Annotated in this window: 8 protein-coding genes, 2 tRNA genes and 3 rRNA genes; all 13 read right to left on the reverse strand. The window is 61.0% G+C overall.

Going from position 1 to position 19,416, the window contains the following annotated elements; all coding sequences use genetic code 11:
• Positions 1 to 5: 5 nt before the first annotated feature.
• On the reverse strand, positions 6 to 497 hold the full coding sequence (locus AACG97_RS23845) for an OmpA family protein (protein ID WP_009683883.1): 492 nt from the start codon (positions 495 to 497) through the stop codon (positions 6 to 8).
• 4 nt (positions 498 to 501) lie between these two features.
• Positions 502 to 1,773: a diguanylate cyclase domain-containing protein gene (locus tag AACG97_RS23850; protein WP_009683884.1), complete on the reverse strand. Its 1,272-nt coding sequence runs from the start codon at positions 1,771 to 1,773 to the stop codon at positions 502 to 504.
• Positions 1,770 to 2,336, reverse strand: coding sequence for a YfiR family protein (locus AACG97_RS23855; RefSeq protein WP_033690595.1), 567 nt, complete (start codon positions 2,334 to 2,336; stop codon positions 1,770 to 1,772). Before AACG97_RS23855 ends, AACG97_RS23850 begins: the two co-directional genes overlap by 4 nt.
• 159 nt (positions 2,337 to 2,495) lie before the next feature.
• Positions 2,496 to 4,571 carry an exodeoxyribonuclease V subunit alpha gene (recD, locus tag AACG97_RS23860; RefSeq protein WP_115294757.1) on the reverse strand — a complete coding sequence of 692 codons (2,076 nt, stop codon included), beginning with the start codon at positions 4,569 to 4,571 and terminating at the stop codon, positions 2,496 to 2,498.
• On the reverse strand, positions 4,568 to 8,242 hold the full coding sequence (recB, locus tag AACG97_RS23865) for an exodeoxyribonuclease V subunit beta (RefSeq protein WP_225785921.1): 3,675 nt from the start codon (positions 8,240 to 8,242) through the stop codon (positions 4,568 to 4,570). Before recB ends, recD begins: the two co-directional genes overlap by 4 nt.
• Positions 8,239 to 11,721, reverse strand: a complete 3,483-nt coding sequence (gene recC, locus AACG97_RS23870) for an exodeoxyribonuclease V subunit gamma (protein ID WP_225785920.1) — start codon at positions 11,719 to 11,721, stop codon at positions 8,239 to 8,241. Before recC ends, recB begins: the two co-directional genes overlap by 4 nt.
• Before the next feature lie 208 nt (positions 11,722 to 11,929).
• A 5S ribosomal RNA gene (rrf, locus tag AACG97_RS23875) occupies positions 11,930 to 12,045 on the reverse strand.
• A 134-nt stretch (positions 12,046 to 12,179) separates the two neighbouring features.
• Positions 12,180 to 15,075: ribosomal RNA gene (locus AACG97_RS23880) — 23S ribosomal RNA — on the reverse strand.
• A gap of 249 nt (positions 15,076 to 15,324) precedes the next feature.
• Positions 15,325 to 15,400 (reverse strand) — tRNA-Ala (locus AACG97_RS23885).
• A 36-nt stretch (positions 15,401 to 15,436) separates the two neighbouring features.
• Positions 15,437 to 15,513: transfer RNA gene (locus AACG97_RS23890), tRNA-Ile, on the reverse strand.
• A 69-nt stretch (positions 15,514 to 15,582) separates the two neighbouring features.
• Positions 15,583 to 17,118: ribosomal RNA gene (locus AACG97_RS23895) — 16S ribosomal RNA — on the reverse strand.
• The 16S, 23S and 5S rRNA genes sit together here with 2 tRNA genes alongside, the layout of an rRNA operon.
• A gap of 658 nt (positions 17,119 to 17,776) precedes the next feature.
• On the reverse strand, positions 17,777 to 18,373 hold the full coding sequence (msrQ, locus tag AACG97_RS23900; protein WP_197885266.1) for a protein-methionine-sulfoxide reductase heme-binding subunit MsrQ: 597 nt from the start codon (positions 18,371 to 18,373) through the stop codon (positions 17,777 to 17,779).
• Positions 18,373 to 19,386: a protein-methionine-sulfoxide reductase catalytic subunit MsrP gene (gene msrP / locus AACG97_RS23905; protein WP_115294761.1), complete on the reverse strand. Its 1,014-nt coding sequence runs from the start codon at positions 19,384 to 19,386 to the stop codon at positions 18,373 to 18,375. Before msrP ends, msrQ begins: the two co-directional genes overlap by 1 nt.
• Positions 19,387 to 19,416 lie beyond the last annotated feature (30 nt).

The following is a 19,416-nucleotide window of genomic DNA, read 5'->3' on the forward strand; positions in this document are numbered from 1 at the left end:
GGGGCTCAGTAGGACGCCACCACGATGGACACGCGCCGGTTCTCTGTACGCCCGGCGCTGGTGCGGTTGTCTGCCACCGGCTGGCTGCTGCCCAGGCCCTGGCTCTGGATGTTCTGCGGCTGCATGCCGACCCCGACCAAGGCTTTGGCCACGCTCTGCGCGCGGCGCTCGGACAACTCCTGGTTGTAGGCCGCCTTGCCCGACGAGTCGGTATGCCCGTCTACCCGCACACGCTGGATACCCACGCCCAGCAGTGCCTTGCCGATCCGCTCGACAATCGCCTGGCTCTGGCTGTTGAGGCTGTCCAGGTCACTGCCGAACAACACTTTGCCAGACAAGTCATACGCCCAGCCTTCATCGGTGGGGGTAAAGCCTTCGCGCTTGAGCACGGCAATCTGTTCCGGGGTCAGCCCCTTGGGCGGCGCGCTTTGGCAGCCGGTCAGCGCCAGCACAGCGAGCAACAAGGCCCACAGTGGAAAACGTAAAGCCTGTATCACGGGTTCAGCTCCTGTTGTCGATAGGGTTGGCGGACCGTTCCGTCTGCGCCACTTGCCAATGGCCACGCCGTTTGCGCTTGGCCTGATACATCGCCGCATCGGCGGCACTCAGAAGACTGGCCGGGTCGGCGCCGTCTTCCGGGTAATAGGCGATACCGACGCTCACCGACGTGGCGACACTGCGGCCGCTGTCCAGCGGCACCGGCAGCTTCATGCTGGCGACGATTTTTTCGGCAATGTGCTCGGCATCCCGGCGCGTTTGCAAGGGCGTCAGCAGCACGGCGAATTCGTCACCGCCCAAACGTGCAACCAGATCATGCTCACGCAACTGGGCACGCAGGCGCTCGGCCACGCTGATCAGCACCTCGTCCCCCACCGCATGGCCCAGCGTGTCGTTGATCTGCTTGAAATGGTCACTGTCGAGGAACAGCAGCGCCATGTGATCCTGCTGGCTGGCTGCGTTGCGCACGCTGCGGCTCAGGCGCCCTTCGAAGAAGGCGCGGTTGGGCAGGCCGGTCAGGCTGTCGTGGCTGGCCTGGTGGGCCAAGGTCTGGTTTTCGCTCTGCAGGTGGCTTTGCCACACTTCCAGTTCGTCCAGCAGGGCGTTGAAGTCATTCCCCAGCTCGTTGAGCTCGGCAATCGCCGTTTCCGGCACACGCCGATCGAAGCTGCGCTCGCGGCGGGCGGCGTGGGCGACGCTGGCCAAGCCGCGCAGCGGCCGGGTGATATCGCCGAGCAGGCGCCGCGACAGGTACTGGGCAGCCAAGGCGCTCAAGACCGTGCAACACAGAATACCGGCAAGCCCCCCCAGCATGAACAGCAACAGGCTACGCCCCTGGCCAACCAGTTCGATGCGCCCGATCTGTTGCTGCTGGTGCATGATCGGCAGCTTGACCGGTTCGTCCAGCAACGCGCTGGCGACCTGCGCTTCCAGCAGGGCAAGCATGCCCGAATCGGCACGCTGCCAGCGCGCCAGTTGCTCGCCTTCACCATTGAATACCCTGGCCTCGGCCACTTCCTCGGCGCTTGCGATCAGCCCCAGCGCTTCACTGGCGGCGGCACTGTCATCGAACACCACCGCCGCCTCCACGGTGTAGCTGATCGACCGGGCAATCAGTTGCAGGTTGTGATTGGCGTAGGCGCTCAAGGCCAGCACGCCCAACAGGGTCAAGGAAATACCGGCCAGGCCCACGGCCAGCAAGGCGACATTCAAGTGTGCACGGCCCAGCACCGAGCGCAGGGTTGGGCGCAGGCTGCGCTTGCGGGTCGGCTTCATGGTTGCACCGCCCGGCGCCGCGACAGTTGCAGCACGCTGGGGTGAATGCGCACCCCGGAGCGCGCCACCGAGTCAAGGTTGACCTCGAAGGCCACCTGCTGGTCGCTGACCCGCAGGCAGAACAGGCTGCCGAGGGTGCATGGGTCATTCGATTCGCTGATGCTCAGGACCGGGTAGCCGCTGACCCGCTCGAACAGCTTGTCACGCTGGCGCTGGTCGAGCTTGCCGATGTAGATCGCATCACACGCCTGAGCGACCTGACTGTCATCTGCCAGCAAGCGCTTCACTTGCAGCGGGCGGCCAGACGCCTGCACCTGGCCCTTGATCAGGTCATCAGCGTATTCGGTGGGGCCGACCAGGCACAGGCGTAATGGAGACGGCTCCACCGGCCAGCGCGCGTAGCTGAAAATACCCAGCACGACCTGGGTGACGGCCTTGGCCCGTTGCTGCGCCTGGGCGTTGGTGGTTGCGGTGTCCGCCCGGGCAGGATCCGTAGCGATAAACAGGACGGCCAGCAATAGCGAAACCGCACAGCTTGTCACACGTCTTGCGGCCACATGCATGTGGGGAATCTCTCAAAGTCCTTTCTGGTCTCGGCGCAACGATAGCACATGGCCGCACCACTGTAGAAAGGCAGGCACCGCGGTGGTTGGCACGGGCTGCGCCCGTGTTCGCGGGCATGCCCGCTCCCACAGGGGATCTCCACCTGGTTTCGGCCGGGGTCAGACTTGCTCCAGCATCAACCCGGAAATGCGCCTTACCTTGCGCGACACCGCTTCTTCGAAAATGCCCTGGCGCGGCTCGACCAGGCTGAAACAGTGCTTGGCGCGGGTGATCCCGGTGTAGACCAGCTCCTTGGTCAGCACCGGGTTCAGTGCGTCGGGCAGTACCAGTGCGGTGTGGCCGAACTCCGAACCCTGGGACTTGTGCACCGTCATGGCAAATACCGTCTCCACTTCATTCAGGCGGCTGGGCAGGACAAAACGCACGCCGCCGCTGCCGTCATTACGCGGGAAGGCCACCCGCAGCAGCGGCTCGCCGCGCTCGTCCGGCAAACGCAGGGCAATGCCGATGTCGCCGTTCATCAGGCCCAAGCCGTAGTCGTTGCGGGTGACCAGCACCGGGCGCCCTTCGTACCAAGGCTGCTGGCTATCGATCAGGCCGGCGCCGTGCAGCACCCGCGCCACCCGCTCGTTAAGCCCTTCGACGCCCCAGGCACCGCGGCGTACCGCACACAGCAACTGGAAGTCCTCGAAACTGTGCAACACCTTGCCCGCCCACTGCTCCCAGGCGGGGTCGTCGAACGGGGTATCCAGCAACGGCCGATAGCGGCCAAGGGTACGCAAATAACTGCGGTACCCTTGTGGCCCTTCGCTGCCCTGGTTCAAGCCGTCGAGCAGCAGGCGGTCGAAGGCGCGGTCCTGCTCGTGCCTGAGCACCAGGCTGTGCACATCAGCCGGTGGCATGGCCAGCAGGTTGCGCGCCGCGTGGGCGTCCTGCCGGTTGACCAGCCGCGCCAGCTGGCCAATCCCGCTGCCTTCGCCAAAGCGCCGCGAAAAGCGCAGCATCACCACTTGCTGGGCCAGCGGGTTGCGCTGTTCATCGCCAACCTTGAGGCCACTGCCAGCCAGCGATTCGCCACTGACCTGTTCGAGCCAGCTGGCGGTGGCCGGCGCGTAGTAGCCTTCTTCGGCGTCCCGGCACAAGTCACCCAGCACGGCACCGGCCTCGACCGAGGCCAGCTGGTCCTTGTCACCCAGCAATACCAGGCGTGCCCGCGCTGGCAAGGCGTCGAGCAGGTTGGCCATCATCTCCAGGTCGATCATCGAGGCTTCGTCGACCACCAGCACATCCAGCGGCAACGGGTTGCCCGCATGGTGGCGGAAGTGCCGCGAACCCGGGCGGCTACCGAGCAGGCGGTGCACGGTGCTGACGTCGGTCGGCACCTGCTCGCGTACCTGGGCACTGACCTGCAGGCGCTCGACCTGCTGGCCAATGGACTCGGTCAGGCGCGCAGCGGCCTTGCCGGTGGGTGCCGCCAGGCGGATACGCAATGGCCTGCCCTGCTCCACCGCCGGCGCTTGCAACAACGCCAGCAGGCGCACCACCGTGGTGGTCTTGCCCGTACCGGGGCCGCCGGTGATGATGCTGAAGCCGGCGCGGGTGGCCAGGGCGCAGGCGAGCTTCTGCCAGTCCACCTGGCCTGCCGCGGCGCCGCCCTCGAACAACTGCGCCAGGCGTTGCGGCAAGTCCGCCGGCGCTGCTTCAGCCTGGCTCAGGCGCAGGCGCAAGGTGTGGTCGATACGCCGCTCGTAGCTCCAGTAACGGCGCAGGTACAGGCGCTGGCCGCTGAGCACCAGGGGGCGCGCCTGCTGGCCCGGTGCGTCGCCAGCGGCCACCAGCGGGCTGGCAACGATGCGTTGGCGCCATGCTTGCAAGTCGAGGTTGGCCAGCAATTGCGAAGGCAACAGCAACGGGCCGGTCAGTGCGTCGCCCTCTGGCGGCAACGACAGGGCAAAGTCGGGCTCGGCCAGGGTTTGCTGCAGGTCGAGGCAGACGTGGCCGTGGCCCAGTTGATGGCTGGCCAACGCTGCGGCAAGCAGCAGTAAGGGGTCACTGCCTGGGGCCCGCTCTTCCAGAAATGACACGAACGCACGGTCAAGCGGCCGTAGCCAGCCGCGTTCGACCCAGCGGTCGAGCAGTTGCAGCAGGTCACCGCTGTCAGTTTGCGGCGCCAGCGCCAGCAGGTACTCGGCGTGCAATGGGGTGGGCAACAGGTCGACAAGGCTGCGACTCATGGCATGACTCCGGCAAACAGGTCCTGCTGGGTGGGCGGGTGCTCGCCACGGAACAGCGCATCCAGGCTTTCGATCAATTCACGCGGTGGCTTGGTGAAGTAAACGCCGTGCCCGCTGCTGCTGGCACCCCGCAGGAAGATGAACAAGGCACCGCCCACGTGGCGGTCATAATCGTAATCCGGCAGCCGCGCGCGCAGTTGCCGGTGCAGGGCCAGCAGGTACAACACGTACTGCAGGTCGTAGCGGTGTTCGAGGATGGCTTTTTCCATGGCCAGGGCATCGTAAGCCTGGGTATCCGGGCCAAGCCAGTTGGATTTGTAGTCGGTCACGTAATAGCGGCCGTCCAGCTCGAATGCCAGGTCGATGAACCCTTTGAACATGCCATTGAGCAGCGTCGGCTGCGCCGCCGGGCGCGCCAGGCCGGGGTGGGTGTGGCGTGCTACCAGACGATCCAGCTGCTCGGCGTCGACGCGCTGGCTGGCGAACCAGAACTCCATTTCGATCTGGTAAGTGCACAGCTCCCCGAGCGTCACGCTCTGCCCACTGCCGGGCAACGGCAAGGCCTCGCTCAGCAAGCGCTGCATCCACTGGCTGAGGGTGGGGATCCAACCCGTCCAGTCTCGGCGGTTGCAGCGCTGGCCAACGGTTCGCTCGATCAACTGCGGGTTACGGCTTACCAGGCTAAAGCCTTCGCGGCCTGCCCACTCCAGCAGACCGTGCAGGAAGGTGCCGGGGTTCGGCCCCCGCGGGAAGCGGTGGATATCACCGCTGTCGGCCGGGACTTCACGCAGCACCTGCACATCGACGACTTCGTCATCCTGCAGTTGCTGGGCCTGCGAGCTGTCGGCACCGAGGGTTTGGTCACCAACGCGCAGGGCGCTGTAGGAGGCGATCCACCAGTGCTCAGCGGCGGCGCGGCGTGGCTTGCGTGCCGGCAGTAATTCACGTTCGGCGTGGGGCATGCGATACACCTGCTGCTGCGCCGGCGGCAGGCCTGGGCAGGCGATGTGCGGGCAACCCGCGGCCAGGGCCTGCAACCAGTCGGCCAACTGCGCCGAACTGGCCAGGGCAAGGCCGCCACCCAGCAGATACCCCAACGCCGAGCGGTGCAACTGCGACGTTTTCTGGTTGCCGCGCTTGAGGTCGGCGACACCCAGCCAGCAGGCATGCTGGGCACGGGTAAGGGCCACATACAGCAGGCGCAGGTCTTCGGCCAGGCGCTCATCGTCGGCGCGTTCGATCTGCTCCTGGCTTGGGGTCAGGGTAAGGTGGGCGTGGCCTTCAGGGTCGTGCCAGGCCAGCGGCAGCCGGCTACCGTCCACAGGTTTGCTGGTGCAGATGAACGGCAGGTAGACCAGCGGATACTCCAGGCCCTTGGACTTGTGGATGGTCACCACCTTGACCAGCTGTTCGTCGCTTTCCAGGCGCAGAATCTGGTCCTCGCCAGCCTGGCCAGAACTGGCCAGGTGCTCGGCCAGGTGGCGAATCAGCGCCTGTTCGCCATCCAGTTCGCCAGCTGCCTGCTGCAGCAACTCGGCCAGGTGCAGCAGGTTGGTCAGCACCCGTTCGCCATCGCTGCGGCGGATCAGCGTGCGCGGCAGCTGGAAGTCATGCAGCAGGTGGCGCAGCATAGGCAGTACGCCCTGGCGCTGCCAGGTTTCGCGGTAGTAGCGGAACCGCATGACCCAGCCTTCCCAGACCCGCTCGTCCTGGTTCAAGCGGTCCAGTGCGGGCAACGACAGGCCTAAGGTAAGGCTGGCCAGGGCCGCCTTGAGCAGGCGCTCCGAATCGGGCTCGGCGCAGGCCTTGAGCCAGGCCAGCAGGTCGTGGGCTTCCTGGGCAGCGAACACCGAGTCCTTGTCGGACAGGTACACACTGCGTACATCGCGTGCGGCCAGCTCGGCGCGCACCAGCTGCGCTTCGTGGCCATCCCGCACCAGAATGGCGATGTCTGACGGCAGGCAGGGGCGCAGTTCGCCTTCGGCACTGCGGAAACCGGCCGTGCCTTGCTGGCCGCCATTGAGCAAATCGACAATGTGGCTGGCGCAACTGGCGGCCAGTTGCTGGCGGTAGACACTGCCGGATACCGGCTCGTCGCTCTGCAACTGCCAGCATTGCAGGGCAGCGCTGGCTTCGCCGTTGATCACCAGCTGTTCGCTACGGCCTTTGGCGTGCACCTCGATGAACGGCAACGGGTTGTCATCCGCACCGCGGAACAGGAACGCCCCGCGCCCTCCCTGACGCGCCTCGGCCTGCAGGAACACCTGATTGACTGCCGCCACCATGGCCTTGCTGGAGCGGTAGTTGGTGTCCAGGCTGTGCAGCCGACCGCTGGTGGCCCGCCGTGCGGCGAGGTAGGTGTAAATGTCTGCACCGCGGAAGGCGTAGATCGCCTGCTTCGGGTCGCCAATCATGAACAGGCCGGTGTCCGGGCGGTTTTCGCTGATCTGGTAGATACGCTCGAAAATGCCGTACTGCACCGGGTCGGTGTCCTGGAATTCGTCGATCAGGGCCACCGGGAACTGCTCACGAATCAGCCCGGCCAGACGCTCGCCGGCTTCACTGGCCAGTGCGTGCTGCAAGCGCACCAGCATATCGTCAAAGCCCATTTCTGCCCGCCGGCGCTTCTCCACTTCAAACCGTGCCGAAACCCAATTGGCGGCATGTTCGAGCAGGAGGGCATCCGGGCTATCCAGGGCTTGCAGGTGTTGCGCCAGGGTCTGCATGGCATCCAGGCCTGGGTGCGCGGGTGGCTCGCCCTTCCAGGCCTCGGCCATGCCGGCCGGTGTCAGGCGGGTGAAGCCGGTACCGAGGTCGAGCTCCACCTGTTGTTCGTCCGTAGCCCATGCGTGGAGCTTGTCGAACCAGGGTTCGAAATAGCGTGCCTGCATCTTGCGGCCGTCGACCTGCTTGGCAGCCAGGGCATCGCGGCAGATCTGCCGCAGCTCTTCGGCCCACTGTAGCCAAGGTGCCTTGAGCCGGGCCAACTGTTCGCTGCGCTGCTGCAGCGAGGCCTCGATCAGTGCCGCCGGTTCCGCGCCGTGCTGCTCGGCCCGCACCCGGCCGAACAAGGGGCGAATGCGCGGGAGCAAGGCGTCGGGGCTGACCCAATGGCTGCGCACCCACGCCAGCGCTTGGCCTTGCATGCTGTAGCAGAAGCGCCGCCAGTAATCGCGCATGACCTGGCCCAGCAGCTCGCTGTGGTCTGTTTCCAGGGTCTGGGTGAACAGGCTGCCGCTGTCGAAAGCGTGCTCGCGCAGCATGCGCTGGCACCAGCCGTGAATGGTCGATACCGCTGCTTCGTCCATCCACTGCACCGCAATTTCCAGGCGCCCGGCACAGCGCGGCCAGGCCTCTTGCGGGTAGTCGTCACGCAGTTGGTGCAGCAAAGGGTCGGCGCCCTCCAGCTCGCCACGGAAGAAGCGTGCAGCTTCTGCCAGGCGCGCACGGATACGCTCGCGCAACTCCTTGGTGGCGGCATCGGTGAAAGTCACCACCAGAATCTGCGGTGGCAGCAGTTCGCGTGCAAAACCCTGCTCGCCGCCATGCCCGAGGATCAGGCGCAGGTACAGGGCGGAAATGGTGAAGGTCTTGCCGGTGCCGGCACTGGCCTCGATCAGCTGGCTGCCATGCAAGGGGAAACTCAACGCCAAGGGGCGGGCCTGGGTCATGCGCCTTTCTCCGGGTTGCCCAGGGTCTGCCAGGGTGCGGTGAACAATGGGCGGTACAAGGTTTCGCACCAGCCTTCAAAGGTTTCGTCGGCGGTCAGTGCGGCGAAATCACGGAACTGCCGAGCCAGGGCGATGCTTTCACTGCGCTCGCCGAAACTGTTGCGTTCATCGCCCTCGTAGGCGCGGGCCGCAGCGGCCAGGGCTTTGTCGGCATCGTCGTGGGCCAGCCAGGCGAAAGCCGTTTTGGCCGCCACCGACAGGGGTGCGTTCATCGCGGCCTGGCGCGCCACCAGCAGGTCGCCCAACAGTTGCCCGGCGGCGCCTTGCGGCAGCGGTGCCAGCAACAGGGTCAGGTCGCTGGCGACCAGGGCGCTATGGTAGGCGTAGCCTGCGGCACAGGCCGCCAGGTGGGCGACCCAGGGCGCGATCAGGCGGTGCCACTTCAGGTTGTTGCGCCCCGCACTGATGGTGTTGGGCACGGTGGTAATACTCAGAAGGCTTTGGTCGTCGGCCTGGAATACCCGCCCCAGCCAGCCTTCGAGACGGTGCCGGCCGTGCTCGAAATGAACGGGCAAAGCGCCCTCGACCAAGCGCGGCCAGCGTTGCAGCAACTGCTGGTGGCGTTGCAGCAGGTCGGGTAACGGCTCGATCAACTCGCTTTGCAGCAGCTCGCCGAACCCCGCCAGTGGCAGCACGCCGCAAGCCTGCAAACGCCGGGCCTGAGCCTGCAGGGCCTGCTCGGCGTTGCCCGGTGCGGCCAAGGCGACACCGAGCAGGCTTTCACTGGCGCCGTAGCGCTGCAGGGTGTCGAGGGTGAAGGGTTCTTCGTCCGGGGTCGGCGCCTCCAGCGCTTCGAAGTACACCTTGAGGCGCTGACTGAAGAAATGCCGAACCGGGTGGCGCAGAAAGTCACTCAGCTGGGTCAGGGTAAGCGCTTCATCATCCTGATAGGGCGCCAGGGCTGTTTCGCCCTGCGGGTCGCACTCGCTCTGCTGGTGCAACACTTGCCATTCGTGGGCATAGCTGAACAGCGGGCTGCCCTTCTGGAAGTAGCGCGGGCTGAACGGTTGCAGCGGGTGCTCCTGGGTCAGGGCGTGCAGCAGTTGCTCGCCAGCCTGTGTCGCCTGGCCCTGCTGTGCGCCGTTCAGCTGCCAACCCGCCGCAAGGTGGTCGCGCAACTGCCCGATCAACACCGAGGCCGGGCGTTCGCTGTTGTCACGGATACTGCGCCCGACCCAGCTGACGTACAGCTGGTCACGTGCCGACAGCAGCGCTTCGAGTAGCAGATAACGGTCGTCCTCACGGCGTGAGCGGTCACCGGGGCGGTAGTCGCTGGCCATCAGGTCGAAGTCCAGCGGCTGCTGGGCGCGGGGGTAATCACCATCGTTCATGCCCAGCAGGCACACCACCCGAAACGGGATCGCACGCATGGGCATGAGGGTGCAGAAATTCACCGAGCCCGCCAGGAAACGTTGCGACAGCTTGCCTTGGTCCAGCCCCGACAGCCAGGCCTCGCGCACCACGGTCAGTGGCAGAGGGTCCTGCAGGCCGACCGTTTCGCATACTTCAAGCCAGCTATCGCGCAGATCCTGCAACTGGATCAGCAGGAATTCGTCGTGCTCGTCCTCGGCCAGGAAGAACACATGCAACAGGGCATGCAGGCGCTCGCCCCACTGGCTGACGGTGGCCGGTTCGGCCAGGGCCTGGCAGGCGACATCCAGTGCGTCGAGCAGGGCCACCAGCGGGCCAATCAGGGCTGCGTCCAGACCACCGATTTCATCGTACGGCTCAATACCGTCACACGCTTCGCCCACGCCTACGGCATACCCCAACAGCATGCGTCGCAAACCAAAGCGCCAAGTGTTCTGTTCAAGCCCGGCGGGCAGGCCAAGGCTGGCTCGCTGCTCGGCATCGAGGCCCCAGCGAATGCCTGCGCCTTCGATCCAGCGGTGCAGGGTAGGCAGGTCGTTTTCGCGGATACCGAACCGGGCTCTTACCGCCGGGACATCCAGCAGGTCGAGCACTTCGCTGACTGCGAAACGGCTGTCCGGCAGCTTGAGCAGGTGTTCCAGCGCAATCAGCAGAGGTTCCCGACCACGCTGCCCTTGGTCGGTCAGGGTGAACGGTATGTAACGCGGGTCATTGCGCTGCAGTTGGCCGAAAACGGCGCGGATGTGCGGCGCGTATGTGTCGATGGCCGGCAGCATGACGATGACATCACGCGGGCGTAATGTGGGGTCGGCACTGAAGCGGGCCAACAGCTGGTCGTGGAGAATCTCCACTTCGCGCTGGGGGCTGTGGGCAATGTGAAAACGGAACGAGCGGTCGTTGGCGGGATCGACCGGCGGCCACAGCGCGCGCGTTTCTGCCAGCGGGCGGAGTTCGAGAATGTCGTCCTGCAATTGATTGAGCAGCGTGGCGGGTGAACCGTCGCTGAACAGATCGATGCGACCATCGCTGAACACGCCTTGGTAGCTACCCGGGTCGTCGTAGCTGTCGAGCAAGTTGATGTAGTCTCGGCCTTGCTTGCCCCACGCAGCCAGTAATGGGTGTGCGTGTTGGTGCAGGGCCTGGTCGTCGAGCTGCAAGGGCATGCCTTGTTTGCGCTGCTGACGCTTGTATTGGTGGCGCAGCAGGTCTTTGTCGGCAACGATGTCCGCCCAGTGGTGGCGACAAGGGTTGTGCACGCACAACAACACCTGGCTGAAGCGTGCGAGGCCGGCCAATGCCTCCAAGGCCTGGGCCGGCAACGACGAGATACCGAACACGATCACCCGCGAGGGTAACCCGGGGGGAGCCTGTTTCAGGCTATTGATACGTTCGATGAAGCGCTGGTGCACGCCGGCCCGGCTTTGCGCCATGCCTTTTTCGCCGACGTCTTCCAGCAAGGCCTTCCACAGCTCGGCCTGCCAGCGGTTAGCCGGGGGCAGGGCCTTGCGTTCGCCACGGGCGGTGTTCAGCACGTGCTCACCCGCTGCCCAGTCCCTGAGCCAGTCGGCCCGGTAGACCTGATACTGGTCGAACAGATCGGCCAGGCGCTCGGACAGCTGGTAGCGCTTGCGCAGGTCACCGTCGTCCGTCAGGAAGCGGCGCAACGGCTCGAAGTGCGGGCGCTCGATCAGCGCTGGTAGCAGACGCATCAGGCGCCAGGTCAGCGGCGCTTTGTCGAGCAGGGATACCTCGGGAATTTCATCGCGCCCCAGCACGCTGCGGTACAACTGCCACATGAAGCTGCCGGGCAGTTGAACCTCGATTGCAGCGGCGATGCCGCAGCCACCTTGGTCGTCCTCCAGCGGGTCTTCCGCCAGCGCCAGCTTGAGCCATTGAGCGATACCGTTACTCTGCACCAGGGCGATTTCGTTTTCCAACGGTGCCAGCGGGTAGCGACGCATCCAGCTCACCACAAGGCTGCGCAAATCGTCGAGGCGGTTGCCGTGGACGATCATGAAGCCGGGGTGAAGATGGGTGGTGTGGGGCATCGGAAACTCTCTGGCAGGTGCTGAGCTGAGGTTGGTGGGGGAAACGATATCACGCGTGATACGTTCCCTGGGGGGCATGGCACGGGCTTCGCCCGTGTTCGCGGGCACGCCCGATCCAACAGGGATTGTTGTGAGGCCAGGGGACTTTTTGGGAGCACAAAGACAAAACCCCTACCTGCATGCGCAGATAGGGGTTTTGCGAAATGAATCTTGACGATGACCTACTCTCACATGGGGAAACCCCACACTACCATCGGCGATGCATCGTTTCACTGCTGAGTTCGGGATGGGATCAGGTGGTTCCAATGCTCTATGGTCGTCAAGAAATTCTGTAGCCAGAATGTCCAGATGGACAGCCCAGCGAATTCGGATATGTGATGTTTGTGATGCCTTGCGAACTTTCGGTTCATGTCATCTTCACCACCGCAATCTGCGCTAGCAAATTGCTTGGGTGTTATATGGTCAAGCCTCACGGGCAATTAGTATTGGTTAGCTCAACGCCTCACAGCGCTTACACACCCAACCTATCAACGTCGTAGTCTTCGACGGCCCTTTAGGGGATTCAAGATCCCAGTGAGATCTCATCTTGAGGCAAGTTTCCCGCTTAGATGCTTTCAGCGGTTATCTCTTCCGAACATAGCTACCCGGCAATGCCACTGGCGTGACAACCGGAACACCAGAGGTTCGTCCACTCCGGTCCTCTCGTACTAGGAGCAGCCCCCCTCAATTCTCCAGCGCCCACGGCAGATAGGGACCGAACTGTCTCACGACGTTCTAAACCCAGCTCGCGTACCACTTTAAATGGCGAACAGCCATACCCTTGGGACCTACTTCAGCCCCAGGATGTGATGAGCCGACATCGAGGTGCCAAACACCGCCGTCGATATGAACTCTTGGGCGGTATCAGCCTGTTATCCCCGGAGTACCTTTTATCCGTTGAGCGATGGCCCTTCCATTCAGAACCACCGGATCACTATGACCTGCTTTCGCACCTGCTCGCGCCGTCACGCTCGCAGTCAAGCTAGCTTATGCCATTGCACTAACCTCCTGATGTCCGACCAGGATTAGCTAACCTTCGTGCTCCTCCGTTACTCTTTGGGAGGAGACCGCCCCAGTCAAACTACCCACCAGACACTGTCCGCAACCCCGATAAGGGGCCTACGTTAGAACATCAAACATTAAAGGGTGGTATTTCAAGGTTGGCTCCACGCAGACTGGCGTCCACGCTTCAAAGCCTCCCACCTATCCTACACATCAAGGCTCAATGTTCAGTGTCAAGCTATAGTAAAGGTTCACGGGGTCTTTCCGTCTTGCCGCGGGTACACTGCATCTTCACAGCGAGTTCAATTTCACTGAGTCTCGGGTGGAGACAGCCTGGCCATCATTACGCCATTCGTGCAGGTCGGAACTTACCCGACAAGGAATTTCGCTACCTTAGGACCGTTATAGTTACGGCCGCCGTTTACCGGGGCTTCGATCAAGAGCTTCTCCTTACGGATAACCCCATCAATTAACCTTCCGGCACCGGGCAGGCGTCACACCGTATACGTCCACTTTCGTGTTTGCACAGTGCTGTGTTTTTAATAAACAGTTGCAGCCAGCTGGTATCTTCGACTGGTCTCAGCTCCGTCCGCAGGGACTTCACCTACACACCAGCGTGCCTTCTCCCGAAGTTACGGCACCATTTTGCCTAGTTCCTTCACCCGAGTTCTCTCAAGCGCCTTGGTATTCTCTACCTGACCACCTGTGTCGGTTTGGGGTACGATTTAATGTTACCTGATGCTTAGAGGCTTTTCCTGGAAGCAGGGCATTTGTTACTTCAGCACCGTAGTGCCTCGTCATCACACCTCAGCGTTAAAAGGTACCGGATTTACCTGGAACCTCCGCCTACATGCTTAAACCGGGACAACCGTCGCCCGGCTAACATAGCCTTCTCCGTCCCCCCTTCGCAGTAACACCAAGTACAGGAATATTAACCTGTTTCCCATCGACTACGCCTTTCGGCCTCGCCTTAGGGGTCGACTCACCCTGCCCCGATTAACGTTGGACAGGAACCCTTGGTCTTCCGGCGAGCGGGCTTTTCACCCGCTTTATCGTTACTTATGTCAGCATTCGCACTTCTGATACCTCCAGCAGCCCTCACAGGCCACCTTCGCAGGCTTACAGAACGCTCCCCTACCCAACAACGCATAAGCGTCGCTGCCGCAGCTTCGGTGCATGGTTTAGCCCCGTTACATCTTCCGCGCAGGCCGACTCGACCAGTGAGCTATTACGCTTTCTTTAAATGATGGCTGCTTCTAAGCCAACATCCTGGCTGTCTGTGCCTTCCCACATCGTTTCCCACTTAACCATGACTTTGGGACCTTAGCTGGCGGTCTGGGTTGTTTCCCTCTTCACGACGGACGTTAGCACCCGCCGTGTGTCTCCCGTGATAACATTCTTCGGTATTCGTAGTTTGCATCGGGTTGGTAAGTCGGGATGACCCCCTAGCCGAAACAGTGCTCTACCCCCGAAGATGAGTTCACGAGGCGCTACCTAAATAGCTTTCGGGGAGAACCAGCTATCTCCCGGTTTGATTGGCCTTTCACCCCCAGCCACAAGTCATCCGCTAATTTTTCAACATTAGTCGGTTCGGTCCTCCAGTTAGTGTTACCCAACCTTCAACCTGCCCATGGCTAGATCACCGGGTTTCGGGTCTATACCCTGCAACTTAACGCCCAGTTAAGACTCGGTTTCCCTGCGGCTCCCCTATACGGTTAACCTTGCTACAGAATATAAGTCGCTGACCCATTATACAAAAGGTACGCAGTCACACCCGAAGGTGCTCCCACTGCTTGTACGTACACGGTTTCAGGTTCTTTTTCACTCCCCTCGCCGGGGTTCTTTTCGCCTTTCCCTCACGGTACTGGTTCACTATCGGTCAGTCAGTAGTATTTAGCCTTGGAGGATGGTCCCCCCATATTCAGACAAAGTTTCTCGTGCTCCGTCCTACTCGATTTCATTGATAAGAGATTTTCGTGTACGGGGCTATCACCCACTATGGCCGCACTTTCCAGAGCGTTCCACTAATCTCAAATCAACTTAAGGGCTGGTCCCCGTTCGCTCGCCACTACTAAGGGAATCTCGGTTGATTTCTTTTCCTCAGGGTACTTAGATGTTTCAGTTCCCCTGGTTCGCCTCTTGCACCTATGTATTCAGTACAAGATACTCAGCTTATGCTGAGTGGGTTCCCCCATTCAGAGATCTCTGGATCACAGTCTGTTTGCCGACTCCCCAAAGCTTATCGCAGGCTACCACGTCTTTCATCGCCTCTGACTGCCAAGGCATCCACCGTATGCGCTTCTTCACTTGACCATATAACCCCAAGCAATCTGGTTATACTGTGAAGACGACATTCGCCGAAAATTCGCATTTCGCTCAATTAAGAGCAGAACTCACAAATTTTACCTTAGCCTGATCACACACCAGTGAAAGTGCATGTCAGTCTATATCTATCACATATCCGAATTTTTAAAGAACGATCTGACAAAAGTCAGAAATCAACATTCATCGACGAATGTTCATTTCTAATTTCTGAGCAGGAGCAACATCTACCGCAGAAAGTGGTGGAGCCAAGCGGGATCGAACCGCAGACCTCCTGCGTGCAAAGCAGGCGCTCTCCCAGCTGAGCTATAGCCCCATCGTTTGCAACCTCTTCAAATTTGCTTCGCAAATTTGGTAGGCCTGAGTGGACTTGAACCACCGACCTCACCCTTATCAGGGGTGCGCTCTAACCACCTGAGCTACAAGCCTGTAGAGGTTTTTACTGCTGTTTTTCATCAGACAATCTGTGTGAGCACTACAAAGGCAGGTTCTTTAAGGTAAGGAGGTGATCCAACCGCAGGTTCCCCTACGGTTACCTTGTTACGACTTCACCCCAGTCATGAATCACAAAGTGGTAAGCGCCCTCCCGAAGGTTAAGCTACCTACTTCTTTTGCAACCCACTCCCATGGTGTGACGGGCGGTGTGTACAAGGCCCGGGAACGTATTCACCGTAGCATTCTGATCTACGATTACTAGCGATTCCGACTTCATGGAGTCGAGTTGCAGACTCCAATCCGGACTACGACATACTTTATGAGGTCCGCTTGCTCTCGCGAGGTCGCTTCTCTTTGTATATGCCATTGTAGCACGTGTGTAGCCCTGGTCGTAAGGGCCATGATGACTTGACGTCATCCCCACCTTCCTCCAGTTTATCACTGGCAGTCTCCTTTGAGTTCCCGGCCTAACCGCTGGCAACAAAGGATAAGGGTTGCGCTCGTTGCGGGACTTAACCCAACATTTCACAACACGAGCTGACGACAGCCATGCAGCACCTGTCTCACAGTTCCCGAAGGCACCAATCCATCTCTGGAAAGTTCTGTGGATGTCAAGACCAGGTAAGGTTCTTCGCGTTGCATCGAATTAAACCACATGCTCCACCGCTTGTGCGGGCCCCCGTCAATTCATTTGAGTTTTAACCTTGCGGCCGTACTCCCCAGGCGGTCGATTTAACGCGTTAGCTCCGGAAGCCACGCCTCAAGGGCACAACCTCCAAATCGACATCGTTTACAGCGTGGACTACCAGGGTATCTAATCCTGTTTGCTCCCCACGCTTTCGCACCTGAGCGTCAGTCTTTGTCCAGGGGGCCGCCTTCGCCACCGGTATTCCTCCAGATCTCTACGCATTTCACCGCTACACCTGGAATTCTACCCCCCTCTACAAGACTCTAGCCTGCCAGTTTCGAATGCAGTTCCCAGGTTGAGCCCGGGGATTTCACATCCGACTTGACAGACCGCCTGCGTGCGCTTTACGCCCAGTAATTCCGATTAACGCTTGCACCCTCCGTATTACCGCGGCTGCTGGCACGGAGTTAGCCGGTGCTTCTTCTGCGGGTAACGTCAATCGACAAGGTTATTAACCTCACCGCCTTCCTCCCCGCTGAAAGTGCTTTACAACCCGAAGGCCTTCTTCACACACGCGGCATGGCTGCATCAGGCTTGCGCCCATTGTGCAATATTCCCCACTGCTGCCTCCCGTAGGAGTCTGGACCGTGTCTCAGTTCCAGTGTGGCTGGTCATCCTCTCAGACCAGTTACGGATCGTCGCCTTGGTGAGCCATTACCTCACCAACAAGCTAATCCGACCTAGGCTCATCTGATAGCGCAAGGCCCGAAGGTCCCCTGCTTTCTCCCGTAGGACGTATGCGGTATTAGCGTTCCTTTCGAAACGTTGTCCCCCACTACCAGGCAGATTCCTAGGCATTACTCACCCGTCCGCCGCTGAATCAAGGAGCAAGCTCCCGTCATCCGCTCGACTTGCATGTGTTAGGCCTGCCGCCAGCGTTCAATCTGAGCCATGATCAAACTCTTCAGTTCAATACTGCTTGGGTTTTTAAGAAACCCTAAACTTGGCTCAGCAACCTCAAATGACTATGTGATTTCTCGCATGGCCACTTGTGATGCTGATAATCTTTTTGACTATCAGTCCATACTCACAAGCACCCACACGAATTGCTTGATTCGATTTGTTAAAGAGCGATTGGTTAAGAGTGTTTCGTCTCAACCGAGGCGCGCATTCTACGCTTTCCTCATTTGCTGTCAAGCGTTTATTTTGAAGTTTTTTGCGAGAAACTCGTTTAGCTTCAAACACTTGACTCGCTGCGATCTCTCGTAGCGGGAGGCGAATCATACAGCGTTTAAAAGCGCTGTCAACCATCATCTCAACCGCTTTTGATCATTCGATCGTAGCCCTTACAGCGCCTTCCGAATCGATTAACTCATTGAATTTCAAGGAGTTTGTCGTTCCGTTGTCGCTGGAAGTGGGGCGCATTATAAGGGGATTCGAGAGGGCGTCAACCTTTAATTTCATTTATTTGAAATATTCCAGGCGAAGGCTGTTTTGAGGCCGCGAAGCGCCGCGCGGGCGGCGCTCGATCTCACAGGCACTGAATGTGTTGTGGCGGACACCTCCCAACCCAACCACTATCTGTAGACGGCCCATTGCCCAACCTAAACCCAACCACAACAACCCCCCCTACCGCCTGACCAGCCCAGCCAACCTCCGCGAAACCGCCGGAATCCTCAGCCCCATCAACACAACCCCAACAAACGCATAAACCGCCCACTCCCGCAGATCCGAACGCACGATCCACAAGAAATGCAGCAACCCCAACCCCAACACCGCATACACCACCCGGTGCAGCTTCTTCCACCGCGCGCCAAGCCGCCGCTGGCTATACCGGTTCGAGGTAACCGCCAACGCCAACAACCCAAGAAACCCCAGCGCCCCGACAATAATGTAAGGCCGCTTGCGCAGCTCCACCGCCAACTGCCCCCAATCCAGCCCGAGAATAAAGAACAGGTAACAGAGAATGTGCAGCACGATATACGCAAACACCCATAACCCCAGCTGCCGCCGCACCACGATCCAACCCGACCACCCCGTCAGCTTCTGCAGCGGCGTCATGATCAAGGTCACCAGCAGGAAGATCAGCGCGCCAAGCCCCAACCGGTCCATCATGATCTTGCCCGGGTCAGGCCCCAGCAACCCCGTTGCCGCTTCGTACAACCACCAGGCAGGAAACAGGCAGCCCACAATAAAGATCGCCAGACGAAACCAGGGATAGCGCATCAGTAGTTCTTCCGCAGGTCGAGCCCGGCATAGAGCGAGGCCACTTCATCGGCATAGCCATTGAACATTTGCGTCTCCCGCACATTGGGACTGAAAAGCCCGCTAGGCAGCCGCCGCTCCCGCGCCTGGCTCCAGCGCGGGTGATCGACAGTGGGGTTCACATTGGCGTAGAACCCATATTCATCGGGTGCCAGGCCTTGCCAGGTAGTCCCGGGCTGCTCGGCCACCAGGCTGATGCGCACGATCGACTTGATGCTCTTGAAACCATACTTCCACGGCACCACCAGCCGCAGCGGTGCACCATTCTGGTTGGGCAACTCGCGGCCATACATGCCTACCGCAAGAACCGCCAAGGGGTGCATCGCTTCGTCCAGGCGCAGCCCTTCTCTATAAGGCCAGTCAATCAGCGCAAAGCCCGAGCGTTGGCCAGGCATATGCTCCGGGTCTTTCAGCGTTTCGAAGCGCACGTACCGGGCCTTCGAAGTAGGCTCGACCTGCTTCAGTACCTGAGCCAATGGGAACCCCAGCCATGGGATGACCATCGACCAGGCCTCTACACAACGCAGCCGGTAGATGCGCTCTTCAAGCTGGTAGGGTTTGACGAAGTCTTCCAGGGCATAGCGCCCAGGCTTGCCGACTTCACCATCCACTACAACCGACCAGGGCTCGGTTTTCAGGCTGTCGCCATTGGCCGCCGGGTCGCCCTTGTCGGGGCCGAACTCATAGAAGTTGTTGTAGTGGGTAGCGTCCTTGAACGGCGTGATCGCCTCCCCTTTGGCCGTGACTGCCTGCCACTGCGTGGCGCCGAGCTTTTCCGTGAACCAGCCAGGCGCCCTGCCCGGCTCGACATCGGCATAACGGCTGGCCTCGGCCGCACGACCAACACTGGGCAATGCGCCCAGGGCCAGGCCGGCCAACGAGCCACCCAACAAGGTACGACGGGACAGGTAAATGCCTTCGGGGGTGATCTCCGATGCCTTGCACTCGGACGACCTGGGAAGCTTGATGAGCATGAGCGGCTCCATAGCACTGGGTAACGGACG

Origin of the sequence: Pseudomonas sp. Nvir (assembly GCF_963778085.1) — a bacterium.
Classification (GTDB): Bacteria; Pseudomonadota; Gammaproteobacteria; order Pseudomonadales; family Pseudomonadaceae; genus Aquipseudomonas; species Aquipseudomonas juntendi.